26 protein-coding genes, 1 tRNA gene and 1 pseudogene are annotated in these 24,534 nt (G+C 41.2%); 17 read left to right on the forward strand and 11 right to left on the reverse strand.

The features are described from left to right. The 6 genes from UYI_RS0117115 to UYI_RS0117140 all read left to right on the forward strand — a co-directional run bounded on the left by UYI_RS0117115 (nt 1) and on the right by UYI_RS0117140 (nt 4,303). The gene (locus UYI_RS0117115; RefSeq protein WP_016867867.1) at nt 1–423 is read left to right on the forward strand and encodes a bis(5'-nucleosyl)-tetraphosphatase; all 423 of its coding nucleotides are present in this window, start codon (nt 1–3) and stop codon (nt 421–423) included. Between the two features lie 128 nt (nt 424–551). Then, nucleotides 552–680: a hypothetical protein gene (locus UYI_RS39740; RefSeq protein ID WP_258003480.1), complete on the forward strand. Its 129-nt coding sequence runs from the start codon at nt 552–554 to the stop codon at nt 678–680. Further along, nucleotides 661–1,500, forward strand: coding sequence for a GNAT family N-acetyltransferase (locus tag UYI_RS0117125; RefSeq protein ID WP_016867869.1), 840 nt, complete (start codon nt 661–663; stop codon nt 1,498–1,500). The genes UYI_RS39740 and UYI_RS0117125 overlap by 20 nt, the downstream gene beginning before the upstream one ends. 16 nt (nt 1,501–1,516) lie before the next feature. After that, nucleotides 1,517–2,359 carry a GNAT family N-acetyltransferase gene (locus tag UYI_RS0117130; protein ID WP_016867870.1) on the forward strand — a complete coding sequence of 281 codons (843 nt, stop codon included), beginning with the start codon at nt 1,517–1,519 and terminating at the stop codon, nt 2,357–2,359. A gap of 183 nt (nt 2,360–2,542) precedes the next feature. Continuing rightward, nucleotides 2,543–3,514 (forward strand): threo-3-hydroxy-L-aspartate ammonia-lyase, encoded by a 972-nt coding sequence (locus tag UYI_RS0117135; RefSeq protein ID WP_026086007.1) that lies wholly within the window; start codon nt 2,543–2,545, stop codon nt 3,512–3,514. Between the two features lie 240 nt (nt 3,515–3,754). Continuing rightward, nucleotides 3,755–4,303, forward strand: coding sequence for an RNA 2'-phosphotransferase (locus UYI_RS0117140; RefSeq protein ID WP_016867872.1), 549 nt, complete (start codon nt 3,755–3,757; stop codon nt 4,301–4,303). A 76-nt stretch (nt 4,304–4,379) separates the two neighbouring features. Here UYI_RS0117140 and UYI_RS0117145 read toward each other — a convergent pair whose 3' ends face one another. Continuing rightward, nucleotides 4,380–4,916: a PadR family transcriptional regulator gene (locus UYI_RS0117145; RefSeq protein ID WP_026086008.1), complete on the reverse strand. Its 537-nt coding sequence runs from the start codon at nt 4,914–4,916 to the stop codon at nt 4,380–4,382. A gap of 170 nt (nt 4,917–5,086) precedes the next feature. Here UYI_RS0117145 and UYI_RS0117150 point away from each other — a divergent pair, with 170 nt between their 5' ends. The 3 genes from UYI_RS0117150 to UYI_RS0117160 all read left to right on the forward strand — a co-directional run bounded on the left by UYI_RS0117150 (nt 5,087) and on the right by UYI_RS0117160 (nt 6,368). Beyond that, nucleotides 5,087–5,269 carry a hypothetical protein gene (locus UYI_RS0117150; protein WP_016867874.1) on the forward strand — a complete coding sequence of 61 codons (183 nt, stop codon included), beginning with the start codon at nt 5,087–5,089 and terminating at the stop codon, nt 5,267–5,269. Further along, nucleotides 5,259–5,669 (forward strand): hypothetical protein, encoded by a 411-nt coding sequence (locus UYI_RS0117155; RefSeq protein ID WP_235147964.1) that lies wholly within the window; start codon nt 5,259–5,261, stop codon nt 5,667–5,669. The genes UYI_RS0117150 and UYI_RS0117155 overlap by 11 nt, the downstream gene beginning before the upstream one ends. Before the next feature lie 183 nt (nt 5,670–5,852). After that, complete coding sequence (locus UYI_RS0117160; protein ID WP_016867876.1) at nt 5,853–6,368, forward strand: DUF937 domain-containing protein; 516 nt, start codon at nt 5,853–5,855, stop codon at nt 6,366–6,368. Nucleotides 6,369–6,376: 8 nt separating this feature from the next. On the opposite strand, the gene UYI_RS0117165 is transcribed toward UYI_RS0117160, so the two are convergent. From UYI_RS0117165 to UYI_RS0117180, 4 genes are all read right to left on the reverse strand, one after another. Then, nucleotides 6,377–6,751: an effector-associated domain EAD1-containing protein gene (locus tag UYI_RS0117165; protein ID WP_016867877.1), complete on the reverse strand. Its 375-nt coding sequence runs from the start codon at nt 6,749–6,751 to the stop codon at nt 6,377–6,379. Between the two features lie 114 nt (nt 6,752–6,865). Then, nucleotides 6,866–7,753, reverse strand: coding sequence for an effector-associated domain EAD1-containing protein (locus tag UYI_RS0117170; protein WP_026086009.1), 888 nt, complete (start codon nt 7,751–7,753; stop codon nt 6,866–6,868). Between the two features lie 78 nt (nt 7,754–7,831). Further along, nucleotides 7,832–8,014: a hypothetical protein gene (locus tag UYI_RS34955; RefSeq protein ID WP_071588850.1), complete on the reverse strand. Its 183-nt coding sequence runs from the start codon at nt 8,012–8,014 to the stop codon at nt 7,832–7,834. Between the two features lie 431 nt (nt 8,015–8,445). After that, entirely contained in the window at nt 8,446–10,821 is a 2,376-nt protein-coding gene (locus UYI_RS0117180) for a tetratricopeptide repeat protein (RefSeq protein WP_016867880.1), read from the reverse strand. 242 nt (nt 10,822–11,063) lie between these two features. On the opposite strand from UYI_RS0117180, the pseudogene UYI_RS0117185 reads away from it, so the two are divergent. Both UYI_RS0117185 and uppS read left to right on the forward strand, forming a co-directional pair. Continuing rightward, nucleotides 11,064–11,285: pseudogene (locus UYI_RS0117185) on the forward strand (ferritin-like domain-containing protein); the annotation flags it as partial. Between the two features lie 141 nt (nt 11,286–11,426). Continuing rightward, nucleotides 11,427–12,182, forward strand: coding sequence for a polyprenyl diphosphate synthase (uppS, locus tag UYI_RS0117190; protein ID WP_016867882.1), 756 nt, complete (start codon nt 11,427–11,429; stop codon nt 12,180–12,182). Between the two features lie 402 nt (nt 12,183–12,584). On the opposite strand, the gene UYI_RS0117195 is transcribed toward uppS, so the two are convergent. Both UYI_RS0117195 and UYI_RS37700 read right to left on the reverse strand, forming a co-directional pair. Then, nucleotides 12,585–13,934 (reverse strand): glutamine synthetase family protein, encoded by a 1,350-nt coding sequence (locus tag UYI_RS0117195; RefSeq protein WP_016867883.1) that lies wholly within the window; start codon nt 13,932–13,934, stop codon nt 12,585–12,587. A gap of 2 nt (nt 13,935–13,936) precedes the next feature. Then, nucleotides 13,937–14,128 (reverse strand): hypothetical protein, encoded by a 192-nt coding sequence (locus UYI_RS37700; protein ID WP_071588851.1) that lies wholly within the window; start codon nt 14,126–14,128, stop codon nt 13,937–13,939. Nucleotides 14,129–14,152: 24 nt separating this feature from the next. Here UYI_RS37700 and UYI_RS0117200 point away from each other — a divergent pair, with 24 nt between their 5' ends. Next, entirely contained in the window at nt 14,153–15,379 is a 1,227-nt protein-coding gene (locus UYI_RS0117200) for a damage-control phosphatase ARMT1 family protein (RefSeq protein ID WP_016867884.1), read from the forward strand. Between the two features lie 317 nt (nt 15,380–15,696). After that, nucleotides 15,697–17,034, forward strand: a complete 1,338-nt coding sequence (locus UYI_RS0117205; protein ID WP_016867885.1) for an NAD(P)/FAD-dependent oxidoreductase — start codon at nt 15,697–15,699, stop codon at nt 17,032–17,034. 78 nt (nt 17,035–17,112) lie between these two features. Here the strand turns inward: UYI_RS0117205 and UYI_RS39745 are convergent, their stop codons facing one another. Beyond that, on the reverse strand, nt 17,113–17,241 hold the full coding sequence (locus tag UYI_RS39745) for a hypothetical protein (protein WP_016867886.1): 129 nt from the start codon (nt 17,239–17,241) through the stop codon (nt 17,113–17,115). A 56-nt stretch (nt 17,242–17,297) separates the two neighbouring features. After that, nucleotides 17,298–17,822 (reverse strand): pentapeptide repeat-containing protein, encoded by a 525-nt coding sequence (locus UYI_RS0117215; protein ID WP_016867887.1) that lies wholly within the window; start codon nt 17,820–17,822, stop codon nt 17,298–17,300. Nucleotides 17,823–18,058: 236 nt separating this feature from the next. Between UYI_RS0117215 and UYI_RS0117220 the strand changes: the two genes are divergently transcribed. Both UYI_RS0117220 and UYI_RS0117225 read left to right on the forward strand, forming a co-directional pair. Continuing rightward, nucleotides 18,059–19,360 carry an FAD-binding oxidoreductase gene (locus UYI_RS0117220; RefSeq protein WP_016867888.1) on the forward strand — a complete coding sequence of 434 codons (1,302 nt, stop codon included), beginning with the start codon at nt 18,059–18,061 and terminating at the stop codon, nt 19,358–19,360. Nucleotides 19,361–19,405: 45 nt separating this feature from the next. Further along, nucleotides 19,406–20,761, forward strand: coding sequence for a (Fe-S)-binding protein (locus UYI_RS0117225; RefSeq protein WP_026086011.1), 1,356 nt, complete (start codon nt 19,406–19,408; stop codon nt 20,759–20,761). A 219-nt stretch (nt 20,762–20,980) separates the two neighbouring features. Here the strand turns inward: UYI_RS0117225 and UYI_RS0117230 are convergent. Beyond that, a tRNA-Val gene (locus tag UYI_RS0117230) sits at nt 20,981–21,053 on the reverse strand. Nucleotides 21,054–21,145: 92 nt separating this feature from the next. Between UYI_RS0117230 and UYI_RS0117235 the strand changes: the two genes are divergently transcribed. Both UYI_RS0117235 and mazG read left to right on the forward strand, forming a co-directional pair. Beyond that, nucleotides 21,146–21,754: a metal-binding protein gene (locus UYI_RS0117235; RefSeq protein ID WP_016867890.1), complete on the forward strand. Its 609-nt coding sequence runs from the start codon at nt 21,146–21,148 to the stop codon at nt 21,752–21,754. A 109-nt stretch (nt 21,755–21,863) separates the two neighbouring features. Further along, nucleotides 21,864–22,706 (forward strand): nucleoside triphosphate pyrophosphohydrolase, encoded by an 843-nt coding sequence (gene mazG, locus UYI_RS0117240; protein WP_016867891.1) that lies wholly within the window; start codon nt 21,864–21,866, stop codon nt 22,704–22,706. Between the two features lie 51 nt (nt 22,707–22,757). On the opposite strand, the gene UYI_RS0117245 is transcribed toward mazG, so the two are convergent. Then, nucleotides 22,758–24,227 carry an aldehyde dehydrogenase family protein gene (locus tag UYI_RS0117245; RefSeq protein WP_016867892.1) on the reverse strand — a complete coding sequence of 490 codons (1,470 nt, stop codon included), beginning with the start codon at nt 24,225–24,227 and terminating at the stop codon, nt 22,758–22,760. Nucleotides 24,228–24,534 lie beyond the last annotated feature (307 nt).

Genomic DNA, 24,534 nt, shown 5'->3' on the forward strand with positions numbered 1-24,534 from the left:
ATGCGTAAAATCAAATCTTGTGGTGTGCTTGTAATGCGATCACAACCACAAATGAGTTTTTTACTCCTGTTAAAACCTAACCGTTATGACTTACCAAAAGGTCATATAGAAACAGGTGAGGATGAAATCAGTTGTGCTTTACGCGAATTATTTGAAGAAACTGGAATTAGAGCTAATGACATTGAATTAGATCATAAATTCCAGTTTCATGTTACTTATCTAGTCAAATCTAAGCGGACTCAAAACAAAAAAGCAGAGAAAAAAGTTGTCATATTTTTAGCATGGTTAAAGAACGAAGTTTTGATTAAAACCAGCGAACACAGTGGCTATATGTGGGTAGAATGGAAACCGCCACATACGATTCAGCGAAAAACTATTGATCCCTTATTGCAAGAGTTGGAAAAATATTTATTGAAGTTGTAAAATTTTTGGGAACACATGGCAAGGAAATCAACTAGCAGTAATTTTACTCAGTTGGCAGCAGGGTTATTGCAAAGAAAGATAATAAAAGTTTTTCCTTTGCTTATCTCAAAGAACAATTTCTTTCTGCCATGATGCAATGGATAACAGAGATGAAAATTGGTGGTATGAAACAAAGTGTTGTTTCACAAGTTGCTGCTGTGCGAGAACAAATGGAAAGTGCAAAATTAGGAGAGTCTCATGAAACTCCAACGTTTTGAAAATGCAAGTGAATTTTATGACAGGGTAAAAGATTATTTGCTCAGTCAAGAAGCAATGCATAATTTGCTACTTGGAATAGCTAATACCTTAATTCATCATCCAGAACGATATAAATCCCAACCCTACTTAGCAATAGTAGAAATAGACAGAGATATCGTTGCAGTGGCGATGAGAACACCACCATATGATTTGGTGTTATCGCAAAGCGAAAATTTAGATGCAGTCAAAGCGATCGCTCAAGACTTATATTTAGTTTCAGAATCAATATCAGCAGTTAATGGGCCTACTGTTGAGTCCGAAGCTTTTGCACAAGCCTGGTGTTCTCTTACAGGAAAATCCTATCAATTGAAAATGGCCATGCGTGCCTTTCAATTAGAACAAGTCCACCATATTTCTCAAGCGCCAGGATATTTGCGGCTAGCAACCGATAGTGATCAAGAACTTTTGTTACGTTGGTTTGAAGCTTTTTGCCTAGAAGCAGTTGGCAAAGTTGAATCTGATCCCCAAGCTTGGATTAATCATCATTTGCAACAGCAAGCTGTTTACCTTTGGCAAGATGAGGTAACAGTTTCAATGGCTAGCCGTGGTCAACTCACACCTCATGGTGTGCGGATCAATTTGGTGTATACACCACCAGAATATCGTGGTAAAGGCTATGCTAGTGCTTGCTTGGCACGGTTAAGCCAAAAATTACTTGATCAAGGGCATAAATACTGTTTTTTGTTTACGGATTTAGCAAATCCAACCACTAATCATATCTACCAATTAATAGGTTATCGACCTGTAGGTGATTGGCATAATTATTGTTTCATATCGTAGGAAATTAGGGGTTTAGATGAAACTCCAACAATTTGAAGATGCAAAACAATTTTATGACCGGGTGAAAGATTACTTGCTGATTCACGAAGCAATGCATAACGTGCAGCTTGCACTTTGTCACGCCTTGATTCACAATCCGCAACGCTTCGACGAAAAACCCTATTTAGCAATTGTGGAGGCAGACGGAGATATTATTGCAGTAGTAATGAAGACAAAGTCTCGGAACTTGCTATTGTCAAAGATACAAGATTTTGCGGCCATACAGGCGATCGCTCAAAATTTACACTTTACCCAAAAGTTACTGCCAGGAGTCAACGGCCCTACGGCTGAGGCAAAAGCCTTTGCAGAGAATTGGCATTCCCTAACAGGTCAATCATACCAATTAAAAATGGCCCTGCGTGCTTTTCAACTAGAACAGGTGCAGAAGATTTCCCAAGCAAATGGTCACTTACGTCAGGCGACACAAAGCGATCGCGAAATACTTATCCGTTGGTTTAAAGCCTTTGTACTAGAAGCTTTGGACACTCCTCCCACAAATACGGAACGCGCTGTTGACAACCACTTGCAGCGTGGTACTGGTTACATTTGGGAAGATATAATCCCCGTCTCTATGGCTTGTCATACTGGTGTCACACCCAACGGTGCAGGAGTCAGTATGGTGTACACACCACCAGAATATCGCCAAAAGGGCTACGCCAGCACTTGCGTGGCAGCTTTGAGCCAGACTTTACTTCAGCAAGGGTATAAATACTGTTTTTTATTTACAGATTTGGCAAACCCAACCAGCAACCATATTTACGAAGCAATTGGTTATCGAGTTGTAGGTGATTTATATGATTATTGTTTTCTATTTGATTGAATTAGGATTTACAGCCAATTGAGGCTAGCGTTGAGTGAATTGTTTTAGAAAAAACGAACACAGATGCACACAGATGCACACGGATGATTTATCGGTGTGCATCGGTGTTTATCGGTGGTCGATTTTCAAAACCTAATTTTTGCCACAGCTTTGATTTATCACAGGTCTACTCATACAGGTGTCATGTCACAGTTTCATTCTGTTACGTTTGCCGATATTGAAATGGCTGCGAAGCATCTTGCTGGTATTGCTTACCGTACGCCAGTTATGACTTCAACAACTGTAAATCAACGCACGAATAGTCAAGTTTTCTTCAAATGCGAAAACTTTCAACGCACGGGTTCTTTTAAATTTCGCGGTGCATACAATGCACTTTTGCAGTTATCGGCAGATCAAAAACAAAAAGGTGTGATCACATTTTCATCAGGGAATCACGCTCAAGCGATCGCCTTAGCTGGAAGTTTGCTCAACATCCCCACAACTATAGTCATGCCAGAGGATGCCCCCAGTGTCAAACAATCAGCAACTCGTGGTTATGGTGCAGAGGTAATTTTATATGACCGTAGCGAAACAAATAGGGAAGAATTAACCCAAACTTTGGCACAGGATAGGGGTTTAACAATGATTCCTCCCTACGACCATCCTCATATAGTTGCGGGACAAGGGACAGCAGCTAAAGAACTAGTAGAGGAAGTCGGTGGATTAGATTTACTGTTAGTGTGTTGTGGTGGTGGCGGCTTACTTTCTGGAAGTGCGATCGCGGCTAAAGCACTTTCACCCAATTGTAAAGTCATCGGTGTAGAACCAGAACGCGCTGACGATGCTACCCGTTCTTTTCATACTAAAACTTTCCACACTGTCAATAATCCTGATACCATCGCTGACGGTGCGCGGACTCCTAGTTTAGGTAAAATTACGTTTCCTCTGGTATTAAATTACGTCGATGACATGGTGACAGTATCTGAGGAAGCAATTGTTAGAACTATGTTCTTTTTATGGGAACGCTTAAAAATAGTTGTAGAACCCACTGGAGTATTAGCTGCTGCTGCTTTATTAGAAGGTGTAATTAATGAACCTGACGCGAAGATTGGTGTGATTATTAGTGGTGGGAATGTAGATTTGTCACAAGTAGCTCAATTGTTTTCTTCATCCTGAAATATTAATATTTTACGTATTTCAGTTATTCTTATGACTAGCTTAGTAATAGAGAATTCCTAGATAATTTATGAAATTTCCTCTTTCTTTTCTTGGCGTCCTACCTTACGGAAGCCACTATCGCGTCTAAGGCGTCCTTGGCAGTTCATTAAAGAGGTTATTTTTTCACATGAAATGGGATTGCTATAGCTAGATTTTTATTATCGGTGAAAAAATATTATTTGTAAAGCTAGTGAATCTATGAATAATTCTCGCCTTGTCAAAATTAGTAAATACCTTAGCAAACACCTCCGCCACCAACCTGAACGTATTGGTTTAAAACTTGCTCCTGGTGGCTGGGTTACTGTTGATGAATTATTAGCAGCGTGCAAAAAAAATCAGTTTCCTATAACCCGTACTGAACTTAATGAAGTTGTCGCGAATAACGACAAAAAACGCTTTTCTTTTGATTCCACAGGCGCTTTAATTCGTGCTAATCAAGGACATAGCACAGAAGTTGATTTGCAACTAGAACCCATTGTTCCTCCCGATGTGCTTTATCACGGTACAGGACACAAAGCTGTTGATTCAATTCAGCAAACAGGACTGAATAAAATGTCGCGTCATCATGTGCATTTATCAGCTGATATTGCTACAGCAAAAACTGTTGGTGCAAGGCATGGTAAACCTGTAGTTTTTATTGTAGATGCGGCGGCAATGCATGAAGCTGGTTACATTTTTTACTGTTCTGATAATGGAGTTTGGTTAGTTGATCATGTACCACCAGAGTATTTACAGAAAAAAGAATAAACATAAGTAGCCGCTATGAACTGCGTACACTAATAATCTTTCCTTCTGCCTCCTGCCTTTCTACTACAAACAAAATTTACTGGTGATGCATAATCTCAATAACCGTCTTCAACCAATCAATATATATTTGTTCTCTACGTAACACCAACTCTAATACGAGTTTTTGCATAATCTGTTCACGACTCGTAGACTGATCGCTGAGCATGGGTAAATTAATGTTTTCACACTCAGTTAGTTTTTCGATACGTGCAGCAAGCTGCTGTTCTAGGAGTTGAACGATCGCTTCACTGGGTAAGTGTGCTGCGAAAAATAACTGAAGGAGTAATGGTTCTCTTAGTGTTGGTAAAGGATGGGGAGATTGTAACCATTGGATGAATTCGGCTTTTCCCGCCTCCGTCACACTGTAGACTTTACGATTAGGGCGATCGCATTGAATTTCAATACTACAAGTAATCCAACCCTGTTCTAGTAGTTTATCAAGGGTTCTGTAAATCTGTGCTTGATCTGCTGGCCACAAGTGAACAAGGTATTGATCGAAGCAGTTTGTTTTCAGTTCGTAACCTGTCCTCTGTTCTTGCTGAAGCAGACCCATTATTGCATATGCTAGCGACATAGACGGTTTTCCGAAAATAAAGTAGTTGAAGCTCTATCTGTCATTTCTGATATGGATGCTAATATAAGACTAATCATATATAAGAGTTATCCAGCACGGTAATCTTGATGACGGCGTAACTTAACAAAAACCGTAACTATCTGGTTGTGAATTGAACAAACTACCAGCTTTTGCCGTTTAAGTTTTACAACATTGAATTGGAAGGTGAGGAAGTGGCGATCGCCAATTTATCAGATGCGAAATCACCGCTGAATTTGTTGCTAATTGCTGGTGTACCACTCAACCAACTCTGCAAAATCATTCCAGCTACTGCAAACTATTGTAACGAGAGGATGGGTTCCATTGACTTCTAACATACTTTTACAGCGAATACATCAACATCAATATCTGCGCGATTTGCGAAATAAACTGCTACACCTTCACCGGATGTTGCTGGATACAGAACGCATCAATTACGAACAGGTACGTGGACGAGTATCGAACGGAGAACTACTCCGACTCGTCATCGAACATGAACAATTCGCTTGGCTACATCGCATATCTGAAGTGGTTGTACAAATCGATGAAATGCTGCAAGCAGATAAACCGGTATCACTGGAAGATGTCGAAAATTTGATTGTTGATGTTCGCACCCTACTGACACCACAAGAGGAAGGTAATGCATTTGCCAGAAAATACTACACTGCTCTCCAGCGTGAAGCCAGCGTTGTATTAGCACACGCAGAGGTGTCACAATTGCTTGCATCCAAGTAATTGCCACTACGAGATAAATCTATCGTGATAGGGATTGTTGGTTCAACAAGTCTACCTTAAGTAAAAATAGGTAATATCGAATTACCTATTTTTACTGGGGGAGTTCATATATCCCCTTTCTTACGGTTCGGGGTTTTACTACTCCCCCAAACCCCATGTTCTGATAAGGGATCACCAAAGCTTATGGGACTTTTTGACCAAATTATCAATGCGATCGACAATCCTAGCCAGCAAGGCAGTACAGGGCAATTGGGTGATATTGTCAATACTGTACAGCAGCTAAGTAATCGGACTGGTGCAGATCCTTCTACCATGCAATCAGTTATTGGTATTGTGGGTAGTTATGTACGTTCTGCTTTGCAAGAAAAGCAAGCTCATGGTGGTAACGCAGAAGCGCAAGCTGTAGTTAATCAATACGGCGGTACTTCTCCCAGTTCCCAAGCTGTAAACTCTCTATTTTCGCTAGGAATGCAACGACAGGTAGCTGAAGCTGTTTCGCAGCGTACAGGTTTGGATGCTGGGATGATTGAACAATTACTACCAGTGTTGGTTCCTATAGTCCTGAATTTCTTGAAAACAGGTGCAAGTTCTCAATCAGGCGGGAACTCAGTCTTGAATTCTTTCCTAGATGCTGACAATGATGGTGATGTTGATATTGCTGATGCGATGCAGATGGCAACTAGGTATTTAGGAAGATGATATTTTACTTATCCATAGCTCATAAGTAATCGTACACAACAACAATTACTTGTGGGTCCATTATGGTTGAGTTTAACGGTTTGTTGTTCAGCTTCCTTTTCTTTATGATAAGTATTTATCAATAATTCTCGGGCAATAGCTTTTAAATTGGAGTTTCCAGGATTTTGCTTACGTGCCGCACGTACTAGTTTTCCAACCCACCCTTCTGATTCTGCTCTTTTTATTAAGTAAAAGACAACAGTTTCTAAATTACCTTCTCCTGCAACTGCTTCTAGATTTTTATCTAACTCAAATGATAACATCTGCTCCAAGAATGCTTTTGTAGGGAAAGCATTAATCAAAGCTTCTCGTAGTCCCTGACGCAATTCACAAGATAACTTCATATTTTAAATCCATCTATTTATATGTTTAAAAGGTAGGTAGATTGGGAATTTTTACCGTTGCTTGATAAATGTTGAGAAGAAATAATCTCTGGTTTGATTTTGGTGCAAACTGTTCTATTTTGTTCTCAAGACTGGTATTGAACCTTGTGAAGGATTTTCTAGCATAATGGCAGCCATCCCTTCTTTAAAGGCTCTTTGGAACACATCTTGATTACCTGAATTTTTGTAACCCAACCCATCATAAAACCCTTGAGCAAACGCGATCGCTGCTTTGTCTTTGATTGGGTTATTCATACCAATAACATAATTAATATGCTGCCTAATTGCCTCAGCAGGTTGTTGTGAATAACAAGTGTTCAGCAGCACGCATTTAACATAATCGGTGTGTAATTCAAACAGTGATGCTAAACCTTCTGGTGAAACTGGTTTATTATTTCCCCCATCATCTTCTAACACCAAGCTGCCATCTGGTTGGCCATGTCCACAAAAATGAACAATTTGAGGTTGTTCTTCTGCGATCGCGCGACGAATATCTTGAGGACGTACAGCAGTTCTCACACGAATTTCAAATAAATCTCGTCTTACAGATCGTCGTATAGCTTCCTCAATTTCTCGAATCTCTTTATCCAAACGTAATCCATGAGGAATAGCTGCCAAAATCAATATTTTCTGCTGCTGATTTGGTTGTGTCAGAGGTTCAGGAGAAGGAGCAGGCGGTACTATGAATGAACTTTCTGTTAACAGTTCTTCTGCAATAGCTTTTAAATTGGAGTTTCCAGGATTTGACTGACATGCAGCACGAACTAAATTTTCCACCCATCCCTGAGAATCTGCCACTTTGATTAAATTAAACACAACTGTTGCTAAACTACCTCCTCCAACAATTGCATCTAGGCTTTTATCTAATTCAAATGACAACATCTGTTCTAAGGATGCTGTAGTCGGAAAAGCATCAATTAAAGCTTCTTGTAGTTTTTTACGTTGTTCCTTAGATAAACCCATACTTATCAACATCCCATATTTTCAATACAACTTGAGAATGATTGTGGCTGGTTTCAAGCGATCGCTGACACCACCCCACTACGGCTTAGTTACTTTGTCTGTTGTCAAAAATTCACCAGATTCAAAATCAGATGTAGAAGCATCGTTCACTTTCAGCCATTGCTCAATTAGCTCTGTCACTACTTGGCTCATCTTCAGTCCCCTCAGAGCGCAAGTCGAGTGGAACTGTCGCTTGAGGTTATCCGGGATACTAATATGCATAGATAAATCAACGATAATGGTTACAAAAATCTACACAAAACTACAAATGAGCAAAATAGAATTCCAGAAAAACCCTCGGCTAATTCCTACCTTGTCGCGGTTTCCTGGTTAATCGCTTAATGATATGTGCATAAGTGATAATACTATTTGCACAAAATCACAAATGTACAAACCTATATTTCTTATAGGGGTAAACAAGATCAATTTATGCACTTATAACCATTTCACGTTAATCATCAAGGATTGGGGGACGTGGAAGCGTGTTTTTTAAAAGACATGTCCGACAACGCCACGCTTGTGGGTTGAGTAGAGTAAACAAGAGCTGCGATCGCAATTTCAGCCAGAAAATGCAGACTTTGTGGTATTCTACAGAATATTTAAAAGGGAACAGGGAACGGTTAACAGTGCAAAATATAAGGTAAGGTAATTGGTCAATCAGAAAATCTTAATTTGATAATTGATAGAATTTTCTCTCTTTGTTTTGGTGCATTCATTTCAGTAAAAAGTTGTATAGATTTGTCAAAATTCATTTTACTTTCATGAATATTTCCCATACTTTGCTCAGTTAAAGCCAATTGCAAATAAGCGATCGCTAAATCACACTTAGCACCAATCTTCTCTAAAAGCTCAATGGCTTGTGAATGTTTAGCAAGAGCTAATCCATATTCTGTTTGCTGGCGATGGATTTCTGCTAAACCATTGAGGGTTTTGGCTTTGACTTGCATATAATGGCTTTCTTCAGCACAACTCAAGGCTATGGTAAATAATTCTTTGGCTTTAGTAAATTCTCCTAAATTCACGTAGGTTTGCCCGAGGATTTGAATAAAATAGGCAAATCTGCCTGTCTGTTCTAGAAAATTTTCTGTAGTCATAGAGTGATAAATTGCATCTGCTAATCTATAAGATGCTTCATACTGCTTTAAATAAGAATAGACTAGAGATAAACACACCATTGCTTTTTCTGCCCAGCGATGATGAGCAGTATTTTGAGCTAAGTCAATAACTTGTTGAAATAACTGAACAGCTGCTTCTAATTCCCACAAATCTATTTTATAAAGACCAATGCTTAAAAGGGAATCTACCTCTAACATTGTCAAATAGTAAATTTGATGTTTATTGTCTAAGCTGCCAACCAGAGATTTAAGTAACTGACTTGCTAAATTAATTGTTTTTTCTTGACAGGTAATCGCCAGATGGATTTTTCCTGTAATCCAGTATAAATCGCCTAAAATATTATATAATTCACTGATATTAACGTCAGAGTTAATAACATTGAGAATAACTTGATTAATGGCAGCAATTAAAGGTTGTAACCAACCCATACGATATAGGGTACTACCAAGGGGTAAAAACTGTCCCCATTGATTATTTCTACTTTTAAGGATGACTTTGCCTGCTAATTCAAACTTGTTAATTTCTAAATAATGATAATAAGCTTCTAAGGCTTGCAACGCATCTTTAAATGTGGCAATTTGTTTGACACTAGCTGTCCAAAATTCGGCGGCTTTGTAGTTGGTAATTTCCCATTCTTCACTCTGGCGTAAACGTGCGATCGCTTCTCCACGAATCACCGGATGCAACCAATATTGCCCTTGATGACACTCTACCAAAGAGCGATTTCGCAACGAAGCGATCACTTGCCGATGTTGTGAAGACGGAACATCCCACAATAAACTCAACAATCCCTGTGTTGGGATTTGGGGTATATCTTGGTAACGATAACACCCCAGACGGCAAAGTAACTGGTAAGCTTGGGGATCGAGGACTTGCAGACGATTGATTTGACTCACCACCAAATTTTTTAAGTCTGTTGCAGACAGAGGATCAGCATGATTCTCGTGCCAATAAACAGCCATGTCACCGTCAAAATCTGCTTGAATCGAACCGCAGAGAATACCCATTGCTTTGGCATTTCCCCCATAGGCACGGTGCATAGTTTTTAAGGTGGGTAAATCAATTGCTAATCCCCGGTTACTAAAAAATTGTTGCCATGCTGTTTGATCTAAACCAGGTAAACGATAATGTTCCACATTTATTCCTGGTTCACAAAGGCGATCGCGACTAGTAATTAAGGTGACAGACTCTACCCTCGCATCAGCTAAAACCCGTAATAACTCTACATAGTTGCGGTGGGGAGCAATCAATTGTCCTTGTCCATCAAGCGCGGGTTCAAGATTATCAATCAAAACTCCAATTCTACGGTTATGGAGTTGTCGCTTCAGTCGCCCCAGCGTCACCCCAAATTCTACTCCCGGTTCTTCCTGAAAATCCTGTTTTAACCACTCTTCAATTACGTGTTCTACTGCCGTGATATTTTGAGTCTCTTTCGCCATCAACAATTCTAAAACCAACTCAAAACCTTGAGTTTGCAGATATTGTTGAGCCAGAGTCGTCTTACCCACTCCTCCTTCACCCTGGATCACAATCACTTTGATACCTTGATCGACTAAATTATTCAGGTGAGCAATGGCTGCTGTACGGCCAATAAAATTGGCATTTTCCGGGTTGAGTGTAGGGTGATGAAGCAGATTAGCGATCGCACTTGTCTTTTTGACAATCCGTTCTAAAGTAGAGCGACAATTACTTTTGGTAATCTTCTGCTTCAATGCTAAAGAGAGCAACTTCCATAACTGGGAACCTACATCCTTAGCGTGTCCTTCCGTACAACCGTAGTAATTAGCGATTTCTAGGTATTTTCGACCCTGCCAAACTTGCTGAAGAATAACTTTTTGGAGTTCGCTCAACCGTTCCCCGGTCTGAGCAGGAATTGTGGTATCTAACCATGCTAATACTGCTTCAGCGTCCATTGTTTATTAGTTGTCAGTTATTAGCTTTCTAAATTTGGGTATGAGTCTCACTGATAACTGTTTACTGTTCACTGAATTTTAGTCTACAGTTCCAGACCTGGAATTTTCTGATAAGTTTCTGTAAATCCGACTTTTTTCCCTACTTTTGTAAACTGTAAAATTCCCTACTTTCCCCTACAGACAAACCCCTGTTAGGTCGCTTAATCTATTGGGCAACAAGGTAAAAATATAAGTAAAAAAATATGCTTATTACCACCAGCCCACCTACGGAAGATTTGGCAGGTCAGTTATATACTCAGCCTCACTACTTTCAAACTCAACGCCGGATTAAATCCCTTGTAAATCGCTATCTTACGGTCGAGAAATTATGCGATCGCCTGCAAGATTTACCATTGCAATTCCAAAATCCCCAGCCGCGTCCTTGGAAACCTATTGACTGGCAAGCAATTAATTATAACCAAATCAATTGTTGGTTGTTGATGGGAATGACATAAACGCCTACCCATGATCCATCTGCGTCCATCGGTGTCCATCGCCTTGCACGGTGTTCGATAAAAAAAACAGAATTTTTGTCCTCGCTTCAACTCAGATCAAATCTCAAACTTATGACATCTAAACTTTTTGCCAAATTACCCCCAGATTTAAATCCCCAAAACTTACCCCAACATGTAGCCGTAATTATGGATGGTAACGGGCGATGGGCAACCCGTCGCGGTTTACCGCGTATTGCTGGACATCGCCAAGGAGCAAAAACACTCAAAGAACTATTACGATGCTGTAAGGATTGGGGAATCAAAGCACTGACAGCTTATGCTTTCTCTACAGAAAATTGGCGGCGTCCCATTGAAGAGGTGGATTTTTTGCTGCATTTGTTTGAACGTCTACTGCGTCGCGAATTAACACAAATGCATCGCGAAGGAGTGCGAATCTCGTTCATTGGAGATTTATCACTTCTACCCAAGTCCCTACAAACAGAAATGCAGCGTTCAATGGCACAGACATTGTACAACCAAGCAATTCACTTTACCGTTGCAGTCAATTACGGGAGTCGTAACGAAATTATCAAAGCGTGTCGTGAACTGGCGGAATTGGTGCAACAGGGAGAACTTAAACCCCAACAAATAAATGAAAGTTTAGTTGCACAACATCTCTACACAACAGATACTCCTGAACCAGATTTATTGATTCGCACTAGTGGAGAGATGCGGTTAAGTAATTTTCTCTTGTGGCAACTTGCATATACAGAGATATACTTTACCGATATTTTCTGGCCCGATTTTGACCGCACAGCCTTCCACCAAGCTTTATTAAGTTACCAAAAACGCGATCGCCGCTTTGGTCAAATTCAAGCTTCCGCTTAGTATTAGCGGAGGTGGGGAGGTGGGGAGGTGGGGAACTCACCGGCCCCCACTCCCTGTCGGTCGTGGGGATTAGGGGCAGTGGGGAGGTGGGGAGGTGGGGAGGTGGGGAGGTGGGGAGTGTGAGGATAAAAAAACTACTAACTACTAACCACTAATCACTAACTACTAACCACTAACCACCAACCACCCTACCCTGACGGGAAGCCACTACCCTGCCTTAAGCCGCTACCTGCGGAAGCCGCTTCGCGTCTACGCGTCTACGTGTCTACGGGTTCGCCAGTCCCCCTACCCTTACCTTAAGCCGCTACCTGCGGAAGCCGCTTCGCGTCTACGCGTCTACGTGACGGAGACCGCCTTTTTGGGGGGCTGGTCTCACCAACAACCAACAATCAACCACTTTAGTTAATATCTTTCTAATAAAACTTTTACCTCTTGTTCTAAATCCCAATCTTTCATCGCTTCCCATTCGGCTTGACGTACAGCGATAAAAGCTGTTGATAGCTGTGAATTTAAAGCATCTAAAAGCACGTTATCTTGTTTGAGGTGCGCGATCGCTTCACCTAATGTTGTGGGTAAAGGGTCGATTTTTTGTAGTTGGCGATCATCTGGTGGCAGGTATCCAGGATCTACAGCTACTGGTTGTCCTAGTTCTAAATTTCGTTGCACCCCGTCTAATCCGGCTGCGATCACTGCACCTAAAGCCAAGTAAGGATTTGCTGATGCATCTACCGTTTTGACTTCAAAATGTGTGGGAATACCGAATGCAGTCGCACTGGGTACTCTCACCGCTGCCTCCCGATTATCTAGTCCCCAACAACGAAAAGCACCACTCCAAGCATGAGGACAAATACGACGGTAAGAATTAACACTAGGAGTAGTCAACGCCATCAGTGCTGGCAAATGCTCCAGAATGCCAGAAATAAAAGCTCTTGCTACCTTAGATAGACCACAAACACCTTGGGTATCGGGTAACAAATTTTGCCCATCCCGCCATAGGCTCAGATGAATATGACAACCACTACCTGCTGACTCTGGAAAGATTTTCGGTAAAAAAGAAGCTTTCAGATTGTGACGTCTGGCTATGGCTCTTACCGTCTCTCTATAGGCAATTTGCCAGTCAGCAGCACGCAATGCTTCAGTATATCGTATGGATATTTCCTGTTGACCGGGGCCAGACTCTGGATAGTATTGTTCGACAGGAATGCCTTGGGAAATCAACGCTTCAGCAATATCATCAATGACTTCGTAATGAATATCCATTGCTTGGGTAGAGGCGAAAAGTGTAGAGTCTGCGGGTACAATGCGATCGCCTGATTGTTGCAGCAGGTAAAACTCATTTTCAAAGGCAGCCTGTACTTCTAATCCTTGACTTTTTGCCGCTTCTATCATCCGCATTAAAAAATGGCGTGGACATAAATCCCAGGCTTCATTGTTTAATTTCATGTTTCCCATGACACGAAAATGAGCCGGAGAATACGGTAAAGCAGTTAAGCTAGACCAATCGGGAACTAAGGAAACTTCACCTACTGGCCCCAAACCAGTTTTGCGAACAACAGCATCATACATAACTGGCACACCCTGTTGTCCTACGGATATACCCACGCCATGTTCAAAGTAATGGGGTAGCATCTCCACATGCACAGCTTTACCACGAATGATATTGGCGTTATCACACCAAAGGATGCGGACAAAACTAGCATCTGCTTCTTTGAGAGTTTTTTTAACTTTTTTGAATAAAATGTTTTCAGGCATTGCTAGGGAGGTGAGGTGATGGGGTGATGGGGAGATGGGGAACTCACCGGCCCCCACTCCCCTAAGGGAGTGGGGATTAGGGGCAATGGGGCAATGGGGCGATGGGGAGAATAACTAATGATAATTGACCCTTGACCATTAACTATTGACCACCAACAAACAACAACCAACCACCAACTAATAATACTAACCATTAACAAAAAGAGAAATTTTTAGTGATGAAATCGCAAATTCCTAAGTTACCACTTCCAGTATCACTTGTAGGATCAGAAGTTGGAACCTTCACTGAGTTTACAGTAACTCAAAGGATGCCTGGTATTGCTCGTCGAATCATCGCGGAAAACAATTTTTCACTAAATATTAATAAAAGTTTAGAAAACTTAGCTAATCAATTGCCATCAGGATATTTATTACCTTTTGCAGATGATGCTGGAACTGATGTCGGAGATTGGAAAAAATATTTAGAACCCTACAAAGGACAGCGTTGGATAGATATCCCTTGGTTTTTTGCTGAAACTTATTTTTATAGATTAATTCTCAATATTACTAATTATTTTCAATCTAGTGAATGGCAAGGTGTAGATCCATTCCATTTACAGAAATCTCAAGGTTTGAAAACATCTCTAGATGCAATAATTAATCTGTGTTATCAAGTGAATCAAGGGCTAGAAAAAAGTAAAAATACAGGAAAAATTAATCAAAATTTTCTGATTACACTATTATATTTTGCACTTTGGGGTAATCGGGTAGACTTGAGTTTGTGGTCAGCATTTGAAAGCGAACGCAGTAATTTTGATATTGAAAATCAAAAAGCTCATATTTTAGTAGATGATGCTTCCATCGTTACAGAAGTATTCATTAGTAGTGCATGTCAACGTGTTGATTTTATAGTTGATAATGCTGGCTTTGAGTTAATTTGCGATTTGTGTTTAGTAGATTTTTTATTAGGTAGTGGTGTCGTTGACCAAATCAAGCTGCATTTAAAACCTCACCCTACTTTTGTCTCTGATGCCATGATTAAAGATGTGTATGATACAGTCGATTTTTTAGCAGCATCTAACCATCAACAAGTGGCAAATGTTGCAGAAAGGTTACAAGCTTATATTGCGTCAGGTAAGTTAATTCTGGGTGATGATTATTTTTGGACATCGCCTCTAGCTTTTTGGGAAATACCCGAATCCCTCAAACAAGAGTTAGCTGATGCTGATTTATTACTGATTAAAGGTGATGCCAATTATCGTAGATTATTGGGAGATAGACACTGGGATTTTACCACTAACATTGCAGATATTGTATGTTATTTACCAGTGCCAATTGTGGCTTTACGTACCCTTAAATCAGAAGTAGCAGTAGGTTTGCAGCCAGAAGTAATTGAAAAAGTATCGAAATCTGATTCTGAATGGTTAACAAATGGACAGTGGGGTGTGGTGCAGTTTGTAGAGTAAGAGGTTATTTATAATTTAAATTCAACAAATCTTGCAGATAATCACTCAGTTACTGAGTTTTTACGTAAGTTCCATAACTTTATGAAACACCTGCAAAAATAGAGTTTAGTAATCACTAAAGCCATTTTTTCTGAGTAATTTTGTAGTTATATCAATCTAAAGAAAAAATTACAATGTAGTTTTGACTACTTTAGGTTTGTATGATTAATTACTTTTACAAATCTTAATATGTAATTAAAAAACAGAATCAAGTGAACAAATTTGTAAAAATTTGTTAAGAATAGTGGCAGTACTATCAACAAAAGGAAGCAAATCTTATGGCGAACACGACAGAGACTCAACCACCCCATCAGGTAGTGATTATTGGCGGCGGTTTTGGCGGACTTTATGCCGCGAAATCACTGAATAATGCCAATGTAAATATTACTCTCATCGATAGACGCAATTTTCACCTGTTTCAACCGCTTTTATATCAGGTTGCAACAGGTGCGATATCACCTGCTGATATTTCCTCACCACTGCGTTCAGTACTAAGCAAGAGTAAGAATACCAAAGTGCTATTGGGAGAAGTGAATGATATCGATCCCCAAGCACAAAAAGTTTTGATGGGTGATGAAGCCATACCTTACGATACATTAATTGTGGCTACAGGTGCGAAACATTCCTACTTTGGTAAGGATGAATGGGAATCATTTGCCCCTGGTTTAAAAACAGTAGAAGATGCAATAGGAATGCGTCACCGTATATTTATGGGATTTGAAGCTGCGGAAAAAGAAACCGATCCGCAACTACGCCGTGCTTGGTTAACATTTGTCATTGTTGGTGGTGGTCCTACAGGTGTGGAATTAGCAGGTGCGATCGCAGAATTAGCGTACCACACAATGAAAGAAGACTTCCGCAACATCGACACAACCGAAGCCCAAGTTATTTTACTTGAAGGTTTAGATCGGATATTGCCACCATTTGCCCCAGAATTATCAGCACAAGCAGAAACATCCCTTCAGAAACTGGGTGTAACAGTACAGACAAAAACATTAGTGACGAACATCGAAAATGATTTTGTCACCATTAAACAAGGTGAAAAAATATCGCAAATTGCAGCCAAAACAGTATTATGGGCAGCAGGAGTCAAAGCTTCACCACTAGGTCAAGCCTTAGCGCAAAGAACAGGAATAGAATGCGATCGCGCTGGACGAGTTATAGTTGAACCAGATTTAAGTATTAAAGGCTATCCAAATATTTTTGTAATTGGTGACTTAGCTCATTTTGCACATCAAAATGGTAAACCCTTACCTGGCGTCGCACCCGTAGCAATGCAACAAGGAGAATACGTCGCTTCACTCATCAAACAAAAACTTCAAGGTCAAACATCATTGCCACGATTTTATTATGTTGACAGAGGCAGCTTAGCAGTAATTGGGCAAAACTCAGCCGTTGTAGATTTAGGATTTATCAAATTTACAGGATTTGTAGCTTGGCTATTTTGGTTATTAGTTCATATTTACTTCTTAATTGAATTTGACAACAAACTGATAGTAATGATTCAGTGGGGTTGGAACTACTTCACTCGTAATCGTAGAGCAAGATTAATTACAGGAAAAGAACCTCTAGGTAATTACACATCAGAAAAAACAAGAGAGATGGTGAATGTCTAATAGTTAGTAGTTAGTAGTTAGTGGTTAGCGGTTAGTAGTTAGTGGAAAATCATCAAACATCAACTTATTAACTACTAACTAATAACCACGAATCAACCATCCGTGTTCATCCGTGTGCATCTGTGTTAGATAATCTAAACCCAAAATTTGGCATAGCCACAAATCAACACCAACATACAAACCCATCAATACCCACAAATAACCCATCCGTGTGCATCTGTGTTCGATAATCTAAACCCAAAATTTGGCAAAAACCAGCTTCCTCAAACTTGCCTAGAAACATTGATAATACTACCATCCGGCATAATAGTATCTTGTAAATAAGCATTACCAAAATTCACTTTACGAGCATATCTAAAATTAGCTTCAGTCAGATTTGCATAATCAAAATGAGTATCAAGCAAATGAGCCCCACTCAAATTTGCTCGACTCAAATTAACATTATAAAAAACAGCTTCATGCAACTTTGCACCACTCAAATCAGCCCCACTTAAATCAGCAGAATGAAGAGCAGCACACCACATATCCGTGTAACTCAAATCAGCTTTTTGCAAATTAGCATGTTCAAAATGAGCATATTCTAAATTTAACCCACGTAAGTTTGTACAACTCAAATTCAACTTGATACCTTCAGTATAGCGAACCAATTTTTGTAAGTTGGCATATCTAAAATCAGATCCACTCAAATTGATTTCCAGCAAATCTCTGATTCTAAATTCAACAATGTCAACTCCTGTAAAATCTCTTTCCCCGATCGCATATCTTCTCAGTAACTCTTCAACAGTCATCCTTCTCATAACTTTAATTCTGCATCCCTTTACACCATTAAATATACTGTGTATTTAGTTCTGAAAAATGCTGTGTTGTATTAGAATTCTAGGGGCTTTTCGCTGACAACGAGGGAAGAAAAAATCGAACATTGATGAACACAGATGGATTATGGGTTTGCTTCTCGTTCTCTGAGCCTCGATCCCTATCTTCATGAGGTACAGTATTTCATAGAGACAAACATTGACAAAAGCTAATGCCTAGCGAACAAGTCCCCTTGCGTATCCGTACCTCTAGTCTTGCATATATCGTTGGTGAAAATACTTTCTACCCTTGGGAAAATTTAACACCACCTCAACAAAAATCTATATTGCAGGTGATCGCTTCTCAAACTCCTCCTAGTTGTATCGTCTATCCGGAAACTACTGAACAGCTAGCACAGGTGATCAGGGAGGCTAACCGCAACCAATGGCGTGTTCTCCCTTATGGTAGCGGTAGCAAACTTAGTTGGGGTGGGTTAGTTCAGGGGGCTGATGTTGTAGTTAGCACAGAACACCTGAACAAACTTATCGATCATGCTGTTGGTGATTTAACGGTGACAGCAGAAGCAGGGATGAAGTTTTCTAAACTCCAAGAGATTTTGGCCAAAGCTAACCAATTTCTTGCCCTTGATCCAGTCACACCATCAGCTACTTTGGGGGGAATTGTTGCAACTGCTGATACGGGTTCCTTGAGACAGCGTTATGGGAGTGTGCGTGATCAATTACTAGGGATTACTTTTGTCCGTGCTGATGGACAAGTCGCCAAAGCTGGGGGACGAGTTGTCAAAAATGTCGCTGGATACGATTTGATGAAGTTGTTTACAGGTTCATACGGCACATTAGGTGTGATTAGTCAAGTTACGTTTCGTGTATACCCAATCCCAGAAATCTCTACAACAGTGATACTGACGGGTAGGGCGGAGGATGTACGCCAAGCTGCTGCTATTTTGCGTAATTCGGCGTTAACGCCTACTCAGGCTGATTTAATTTCAACCCAACTGGTGTCTGAGTTGGGTTTGGGTACGGGGATGGGGTTGATTGTGAGGTTCCAGAGTATTGCTGAGAGTGTGCAGGAACAGTCAAATCGGTTGGTGGAAGTGGGGCAAAATTTGGGTTTACAAGAGGCGATTTATGCGGGGGCTGATGAAGCTGATTTATGGCAAAGATTACGAGAATCTATCCATTCTGGTGGCAATAAGTCGGCAATTATTTGCAAAATAGGAGTGTTACCTACTGCGGCGGTTGAAGTTTTGACACGATCGCCAAAAGGTTGGATTCACATTGGTAGTGGTTTGGGGGTGTTACGGTTTGAGGGTGAGAAGGGATTGGTGGAGATGCGATCGCTCTGTGAAAATCATAGAGGGTTTTTGACAATTTTGACTGCGCCAGTGGCGGTGAAGCAAGGGTTGGATGTGTGGGGTTACACTGGCAATGCTGGGGAAATGATGCGGCGGATTAAGTTGCAGTTTGATGAGAAGGGTATTTTAAGTCCTGGTCGCTTTGTGGATGGGATTTAGGAAATATAACCGCCAAGACGCCAAGGAAGAGTGGAGAGGGATGATATGCAGGTTTCGGAAGGTTTTGAGGGGAAGACGGCGAGTTTGAAGAATTTGCAGGGCTTTGATGGGAAGAATCCGCCTGATCCGAAGTTGATTGATTCTTGTGTGCATTGTGGGTTTTGTCTTTCGACTTGTCCGAGTTATCGGGTGATTGGTAAGGAGATGGATTCTCCCAGGGGACGCATCTATTTAATGGATGCGATTAATGAGGGTGAGATTGCGTTGAATACGGCGAGTGTGCAGCATTTTGATTCTTGTTTGGGTTGTTTGGCGTGTGTGACGACTTGTCCTTCGGGAGTGCAGTATGACAAGTTGATTTCGGCGACTCGTCACCAGGTTGAGAGGAATTATTCGCGTGGTTTGGCGGATCGGTTGGTTAGGCAGTTAATATTTTCTTTGTTTCCTAATCCTGATGCTTTACGGATTTTGTTAGTGCCTTTGTTGGTTTATCAGAGGTTGGGTTTTTCTAAGTTTTTTCGGGCGACTGGGTTATTGAAGAATATATCGCCTCGGTTAGCGGCGATGGAGTCGATTTTACCGGAGATTACGCTGAAGTCTTTTCAGGATAATTTGCCGGATGTGATTTCGGCGCGGGGTGAGAAGCGTTATCGAGTCGGGGTGATTATCGGATGTGTGCAACGGTTATTTTTCTCGCCTGTGAATGAAGCGACGGTGCGGGTGTTGACGGCAAATGGTTGTGAGGTGGTAATTCCTAAGTCTCAAGGTTGTTGTGCGGCGCTGCCGGAACACCAAGGACAAACTGAACAAGCTAAGGCTTTGGCTAGGCAGATGATTGATTCTTTTGCAAATACTGGTGTGGATTATGTGATTATCAATGCTGCTGGTTGTGGTCATACTCTGAAAGAATACGGACATATTTTGGAGGATGATCCAGAGTATCGGGAGAAGGCGAAGCAGTTTGCAGCGAAGGTAAGGGATGCACAAGAGTTTTTAGCAACGGTTGGGTTAACAGCAAAGTTATCGCCGTTGGCTAGTAAACCTCTGAGTTTGGTTTATCAAGATGCTTGTCATTTGCTACATGGGCAAAAGATTAGTGTGCAACCGCGTCAGTTGTTGCAGCAAATTCCAGGGGTGAAGTTGAAAGAACCTGTGGATGCAGCCATATGTTGTGGTAGCGCGGGAGTTTACAATATGCTGCAACCGGATGTAGCTGAGGAGTTGGGAAGGCAAAAGGTGCGGAATTTGTTAAACACTGGTGCTGATTTAATTGCTTCACCAAATCCGGGTTGTAGTTTGCAGATTCAGAAGCATTTGGAGTTGCAAGGGAAGGATATTGCGATTATGCATCCGATGGAGTTGTTAGATTATTCAATTCGGGGTGAGAAGTTAGAAGATTAGGACTTATATCATGTTCGCTTGAATACTTATACTGTCGCGTAGGCTGGTAATGGGTAATGGGAAAAACCAACGCCCAATATCCAGCAACGAAGCATAATATCGTAAGCAATTAGCCGAACTTGATATTATGCAATCTTTTGCCGCCTCAATCGTCAACTTAGCAGCAGGTTGCATTATTGCAAAAAACAAAACCCGTCACTAGGACGGGTTTTGAAAATATGGGTAGTACTGGACTCGAACCAGTGACATCCTGCTTGTAAGGCAGGCGCTCTACCAACTGAGCTAACCACCCATTTTTGCTCACAAGAATTAATGTTAGCACACTAAATTGAAAAACGCGATAGTATTTTTGAGAAAATTTTGCTTGCCTCATCCAAAATTCCTATGCCCTCTGGTCAAACGCACGATCGCATAACTTTGTGGGCTTTGCCGTTTGTTGCTGGAGCCACTTTTGTCCAAACCAAGAGTGGCAACTTAACTTTATCGGTGGCAAGTGGATTTATGTTCGGGGGGCTGATGTTTGGCCCAGACTTGGATATCTATTCCCGCCAGTACCAACGTTGGGGTCTGTTACGTTGGATTTGGATTCCTTATCAAAAAAGCCTGCGTCATCGCTCATTCTTATCTCATGGGCCAATTATCGGTACAACACTACGAGTGATTTATTTGAGTGGCGTGGTGGGAATATTGATAATTCTGGGTACAGTAGTTGCTCAAATACTAGGCAACGGCAACTGGAGTAAACAGATTTTGAGTGAAACCTTAGGGCGATCGCTTAATCACCTTCCAGAATTACTAGCACTATTTTTAGGGCTAGAACTTGGTGCGATGAGCCATTCTCTCAGTGACTGGAGCAATTCTGCATACAAGCGTTTCCAAAAGCAAGGTGTTCGCGGTTTATTACCACGTGCGAAAATGAAGAAACGTAAACGTACCACCACTCAGTCGAATAGAACTAGAACCAAAAGAGCAAGCAAAACCAAAAAGCGTTAATTAAACTCATCCCCTGCAATCTAGGCTTTTGATTTCGCGAGAATTGGGCATGGGGCATTGGGAATAGAAAAAAATCATTACTCCAATTACCAATTACCAATTAACAATTATGTCTAATCTTCAAAATAAGAATCAAACACAATTTGATGCTGAGACTTTGGCAGCCTTACAAGAATTAATAGATGTGGTGGCAAAGTTGCGATCGCCTGATGCTGGTTGCCCGTGGGATTTGGCACAAACTCCCCAAACACTGACACCCTATGTGATTGAAGAAGCTTATGAGGTAGTAGATGCTATTAACAGTGGGGATAAACAAGCGATCGCTGAAGAATTAGGAGATTTATTATTACAAGTTGTTCTGCAAGCACAAATCGCCAAGGAATATGGTCAATTTTCTTTACAAGAAGTAGCACAAGGTATTTCCCAAAAACTAATTCGGCGTCATCCTCATGTTTTTGGGGATGTGTCGGTGCAGAGTGTCGATGAAGTGCGGCAAAATTGGGAACAAATCAAAGCAGCAGAAAAAGGCGAACCATCTCCAGAAAATCAAAAACTTAGTACAAAACTCAGTAGTTATGCCCGCAAACTTCCCCCATTAATGGCAACGATGAAAATTTCTCAAAAAGCTGCTGCTATTGGATTTGAGTGGGAAAATATTGATGGAGTATGGGAGAAATTTCACGAAGAATTGCGAGAGTTTCAAGAAGCTTTAGCTCACGAAACACCAGAACGACAACAAGCTGAATTAGGGGATTTATTATTTTCTGTTCTCCAGCTTGCCCGTTGGTATAATCTCGATCCCAGCGAAGCTTTACAAGGAACAAATCAACGTTTTATTCACCGCTTCCAAAAAATAGAAGGAATAGCTGATCGCCCCCTGTCTGATTACACTCTCGAAGAGTTAGAAGCACTTTGGCAGGAGGCGAAAGCACAACTTGCTAAAGGTGGTTAGTGGTTAGTGGTGAACCCAACTACTAACTACTAACCACTAACTACTAACTATTTACAACTTAATTGTAACTGTCTTGACTTCAGTGTAATGTTCTAGACAATACTCACCGAGTTCGCGACCCATACCTGATTGCTTGAAGCCGCCGAAGGGGGCAGCAGCATCAAATACGTGGTAGCAATTTACCCACACAGTACCTGCACGGACGTTGTTGGCTATGGCATGGGCTTTGGTAATATCTTTTGTCCACACTCCAGCAGCAAGTCCGTACATGGTGGTGTTGGCAAGGTGAATTACTTCGTCGATGTCCTTGAATTTAATAATGCTCATCACCGGGCCGAAGATTTCTTCTTGAGCAATCTTCATCTCATTTTTGACATTGGCAAATACAGTTGGTTCAATAAAGAAACCGCGATCACCCCAGCGATGACCGCCGCATAACATCTGCGCGCCTTCGCGCATACCAGACTCGATATAGCTCATGATTTTGTCAAACTGCTCTTGGTCTATCTGCGGCCCTTGCTTGGTATTGGGATCGAAGGGGTCGCCGACTGTCCGCTGTCTGGCTTTTTCTACACTCTTAGCGACAAAATCGTCATAGCATTTTTCTTCAACGAATAACCGTGAACCAGCATTGCAACATTGTCCTTGGTTAAAGAACAAACTATGGTGTGCGCCTTCAATCGCCATATCCATATCAGCGTCAGCAAAAACGATGTTGGGACTCTTACCACCAAGTTCGAGGGTGACGCGCTTGAGGTTGCTTTTGGCTGCTGCTTCCATCACCAGATGTCCAACTTCGGTTGAGCCTGTGAATGCCAATTTGTCAATATCCATGTGGCGCGCGATCGCAGCCCCGGCGGTTGGGCCGTAGCCAGAAAGAATATTAACAACACCAGGCGGGAAACCAGCTTCAATTATCAACTCACCCACCCGCAGTGCTGACAAAGGAGTTTGTTCGGCAGTTTTCATTACTACCGTATTACCCGTTGCCAAAGCTGGGCTTAACTTCCACGCCTGCATCAATAATGGGAAGTTCCAAGGAATAATTTGACCGACTACACCCACCGGTTCATGGCGTGTGTAACAGAAGTAGGGACCGTTGATGGGGATGGTTTTACCTTGTACTTTGTCAGCCCAGCCTGCATAGTAGCGATAACAAGCAATAACTAGCTTTAAGTCGCCATAAGAACTATGTAGCGGCTTACCGTTGTCTAGGGTTTCCAACCGCGCCAACTCGTCAATATTTTGCTCAATTAAATCTGCCAGCTTGTAGAGTAATTCACCCCGACGGGTAGCAGACATATTGCGCCATTCTCTACTATTAAAAGCCGCTCTTGCTGCTTCTACAGCCTTATCTACATCCGGGGCGTCTGCTTCTGCAACATCACAGATGACTTCGCCTGTTGCGGGGTTAATCGTTTCAAACCTTTTACCACTGACGCTTTCTACCCACTCGTTATTAATTAGCAGCTTGGTTGGACCAATTTTCACCTGTTGTTCTGGTCTAGTGGCTGTAACCATCAGGCCCTCCTTAAGTTTTTGTTAAGAATCTATTTGAAATCTCATCTGACTGTTTGGGATATTAATGAATCAAGCTTTTTATGCCCTAACTTTTCCTAAATTTCCCAATTGATCTATTAATATGCTGCTCCGCCTACAGAAAATAGTGTGATGTTGTTTATATAAGTTCTGATTTTTTTACATCCTATTTACATAAAAAATCACAGCAATTAACCATACACTGGATTTAGCTCAACTTTTCCCCACTGTAGCTCGTGCTAAGGAAAGTTACCAAGATAATTATGCTACAGTAATACGGACAATTGGG

This window comes from Fischerella muscicola PCC 7414 (genome assembly GCF_000317205.1).
Classification (GTDB): Bacteria; Cyanobacteriota; Cyanobacteriia; order Cyanobacteriales; family Nostocaceae; genus Fischerella; species Fischerella muscicola.

What these genes read in the sequence shown, in the direction of transcription:
- UYI_RS0117115 (WP_016867867.1), top strand. Translation starts at nt 1, where the DNA reads ATGCGTAAAATCAAATCTTGTGGTGTGCTTGTAATGCGATCACAACCA.
- UYI_RS39740 (WP_258003480.1), top strand. Translation starts at nt 552, where the DNA reads ATGATGCAATGGATAACAGAGATGAAAATTGGTGGTATGAAACAAAGT.
- UYI_RS0117125 (WP_016867869.1), top strand. Translation starts at nt 661, where the DNA reads ATGAAACTCCAACGTTTTGAAAATGCAAGTGAATTTTATGACAGGGTA.
- UYI_RS0117130 (WP_016867870.1), top strand. Translation starts at nt 1,517, where the DNA reads ATGAAACTCCAACAATTTGAAGATGCAAAACAATTTTATGACCGGGTG.
- UYI_RS0117135 (WP_026086007.1), top strand. Translation starts at nt 2,543, where the DNA reads ATGTCACAGTTTCATTCTGTTACGTTTGCCGATATTGAAATGGCTGCG.
- UYI_RS0117140 (WP_016867872.1), top strand. Translation starts at nt 3,755, where the DNA reads ATGAATAATTCTCGCCTTGTCAAAATTAGTAAATACCTTAGCAAACAC.
- UYI_RS0117145 (WP_026086008.1), bottom strand. Translation starts at nt 4,916, where the DNA reads ATGTCGCTAGCATATGCAATAATGGGTCTGCTTCAGCAAGAACAGAGG.
- UYI_RS0117160 (WP_016867876.1), top strand. Translation starts at nt 5,853, where the DNA reads ATGGGACTTTTTGACCAAATTATCAATGCGATCGACAATCCTAGCCAG.
- UYI_RS0117165 (WP_016867877.1), bottom strand. Translation starts at nt 6,751, where the DNA reads ATGAAGTTATCTTGTGAATTGCGTCAGGGACTACGAGAAGCTTTGATT.
- UYI_RS0117170 (WP_026086009.1), bottom strand. Translation starts at nt 7,753, where the DNA reads ATGGGTTTATCTAAGGAACAACGTAAAAAACTACAAGAAGCTTTAATT.
- UYI_RS34955 (WP_071588850.1), bottom strand. Translation starts at nt 8,014, where the DNA reads ATGCATATTAGTATCCCGGATAACCTCAAGCGACAGTTCCACTCGACT.
- UYI_RS0117180 (WP_016867880.1), bottom strand. Translation starts at nt 10,821, where the DNA reads ATGGACGCTGAAGCAGTATTAGCATGGTTAGATACCACAATTCCTGCT.
- uppS (WP_016867882.1), top strand. Translation starts at nt 11,427, where the DNA reads ATGACATCTAAACTTTTTGCCAAATTACCCCCAGATTTAAATCCCCAA.
- UYI_RS0117195 (WP_016867883.1), bottom strand. Translation starts at nt 13,934, where the DNA reads ATGCCTGAAAACATTTTATTCAAAAAAGTTAAAAAAACTCTCAAAGAA.
- UYI_RS37700 (WP_071588851.1), bottom strand. Translation starts at nt 14,128, where the DNA reads ATGGTTAGTATTATTAGTTGGTGGTTGGTTGTTGTTTGTTGGTGGTCA.
- UYI_RS0117200 (WP_016867884.1), top strand. Translation starts at nt 14,153, where the DNA reads ATGAAATCGCAAATTCCTAAGTTACCACTTCCAGTATCACTTGTAGGA.
- UYI_RS0117205 (WP_016867885.1), top strand. Translation starts at nt 15,697, where the DNA reads ATGGCGAACACGACAGAGACTCAACCACCCCATCAGGTAGTGATTATT.
- UYI_RS39745 (WP_016867886.1), bottom strand. Translation starts at nt 17,241, where the DNA reads ATGGGTTATTTGTGGGTATTGATGGGTTTGTATGTTGGTGTTGATTTG.
- UYI_RS0117215 (WP_016867887.1), bottom strand. Translation starts at nt 17,822, where the DNA reads ATGACTGTTGAAGAGTTACTGAGAAGATATGCGATCGGGGAAAGAGAT.
- UYI_RS0117220 (WP_016867888.1), top strand. Translation starts at nt 18,059, where the DNA reads ATGCCTAGCGAACAAGTCCCCTTGCGTATCCGTACCTCTAGTCTTGCA.
- UYI_RS0117225 (WP_026086011.1), top strand. Translation starts at nt 19,406, where the DNA reads ATGCAGGTTTCGGAAGGTTTTGAGGGGAAGACGGCGAGTTTGAAGAAT.
- UYI_RS0117235 (WP_016867890.1), top strand. Translation starts at nt 21,146, where the DNA reads ATGCCCTCTGGTCAAACGCACGATCGCATAACTTTGTGGGCTTTGCCG.
- mazG (WP_016867891.1), top strand. Translation starts at nt 21,864, where the DNA reads ATGTCTAATCTTCAAAATAAGAATCAAACACAATTTGATGCTGAGACT.
- UYI_RS0117245 (WP_016867892.1), bottom strand. Translation starts at nt 24,227, where the DNA reads ATGGTTACAGCCACTAGACCAGAACAACAGGTGAAAATTGGTCCAACC.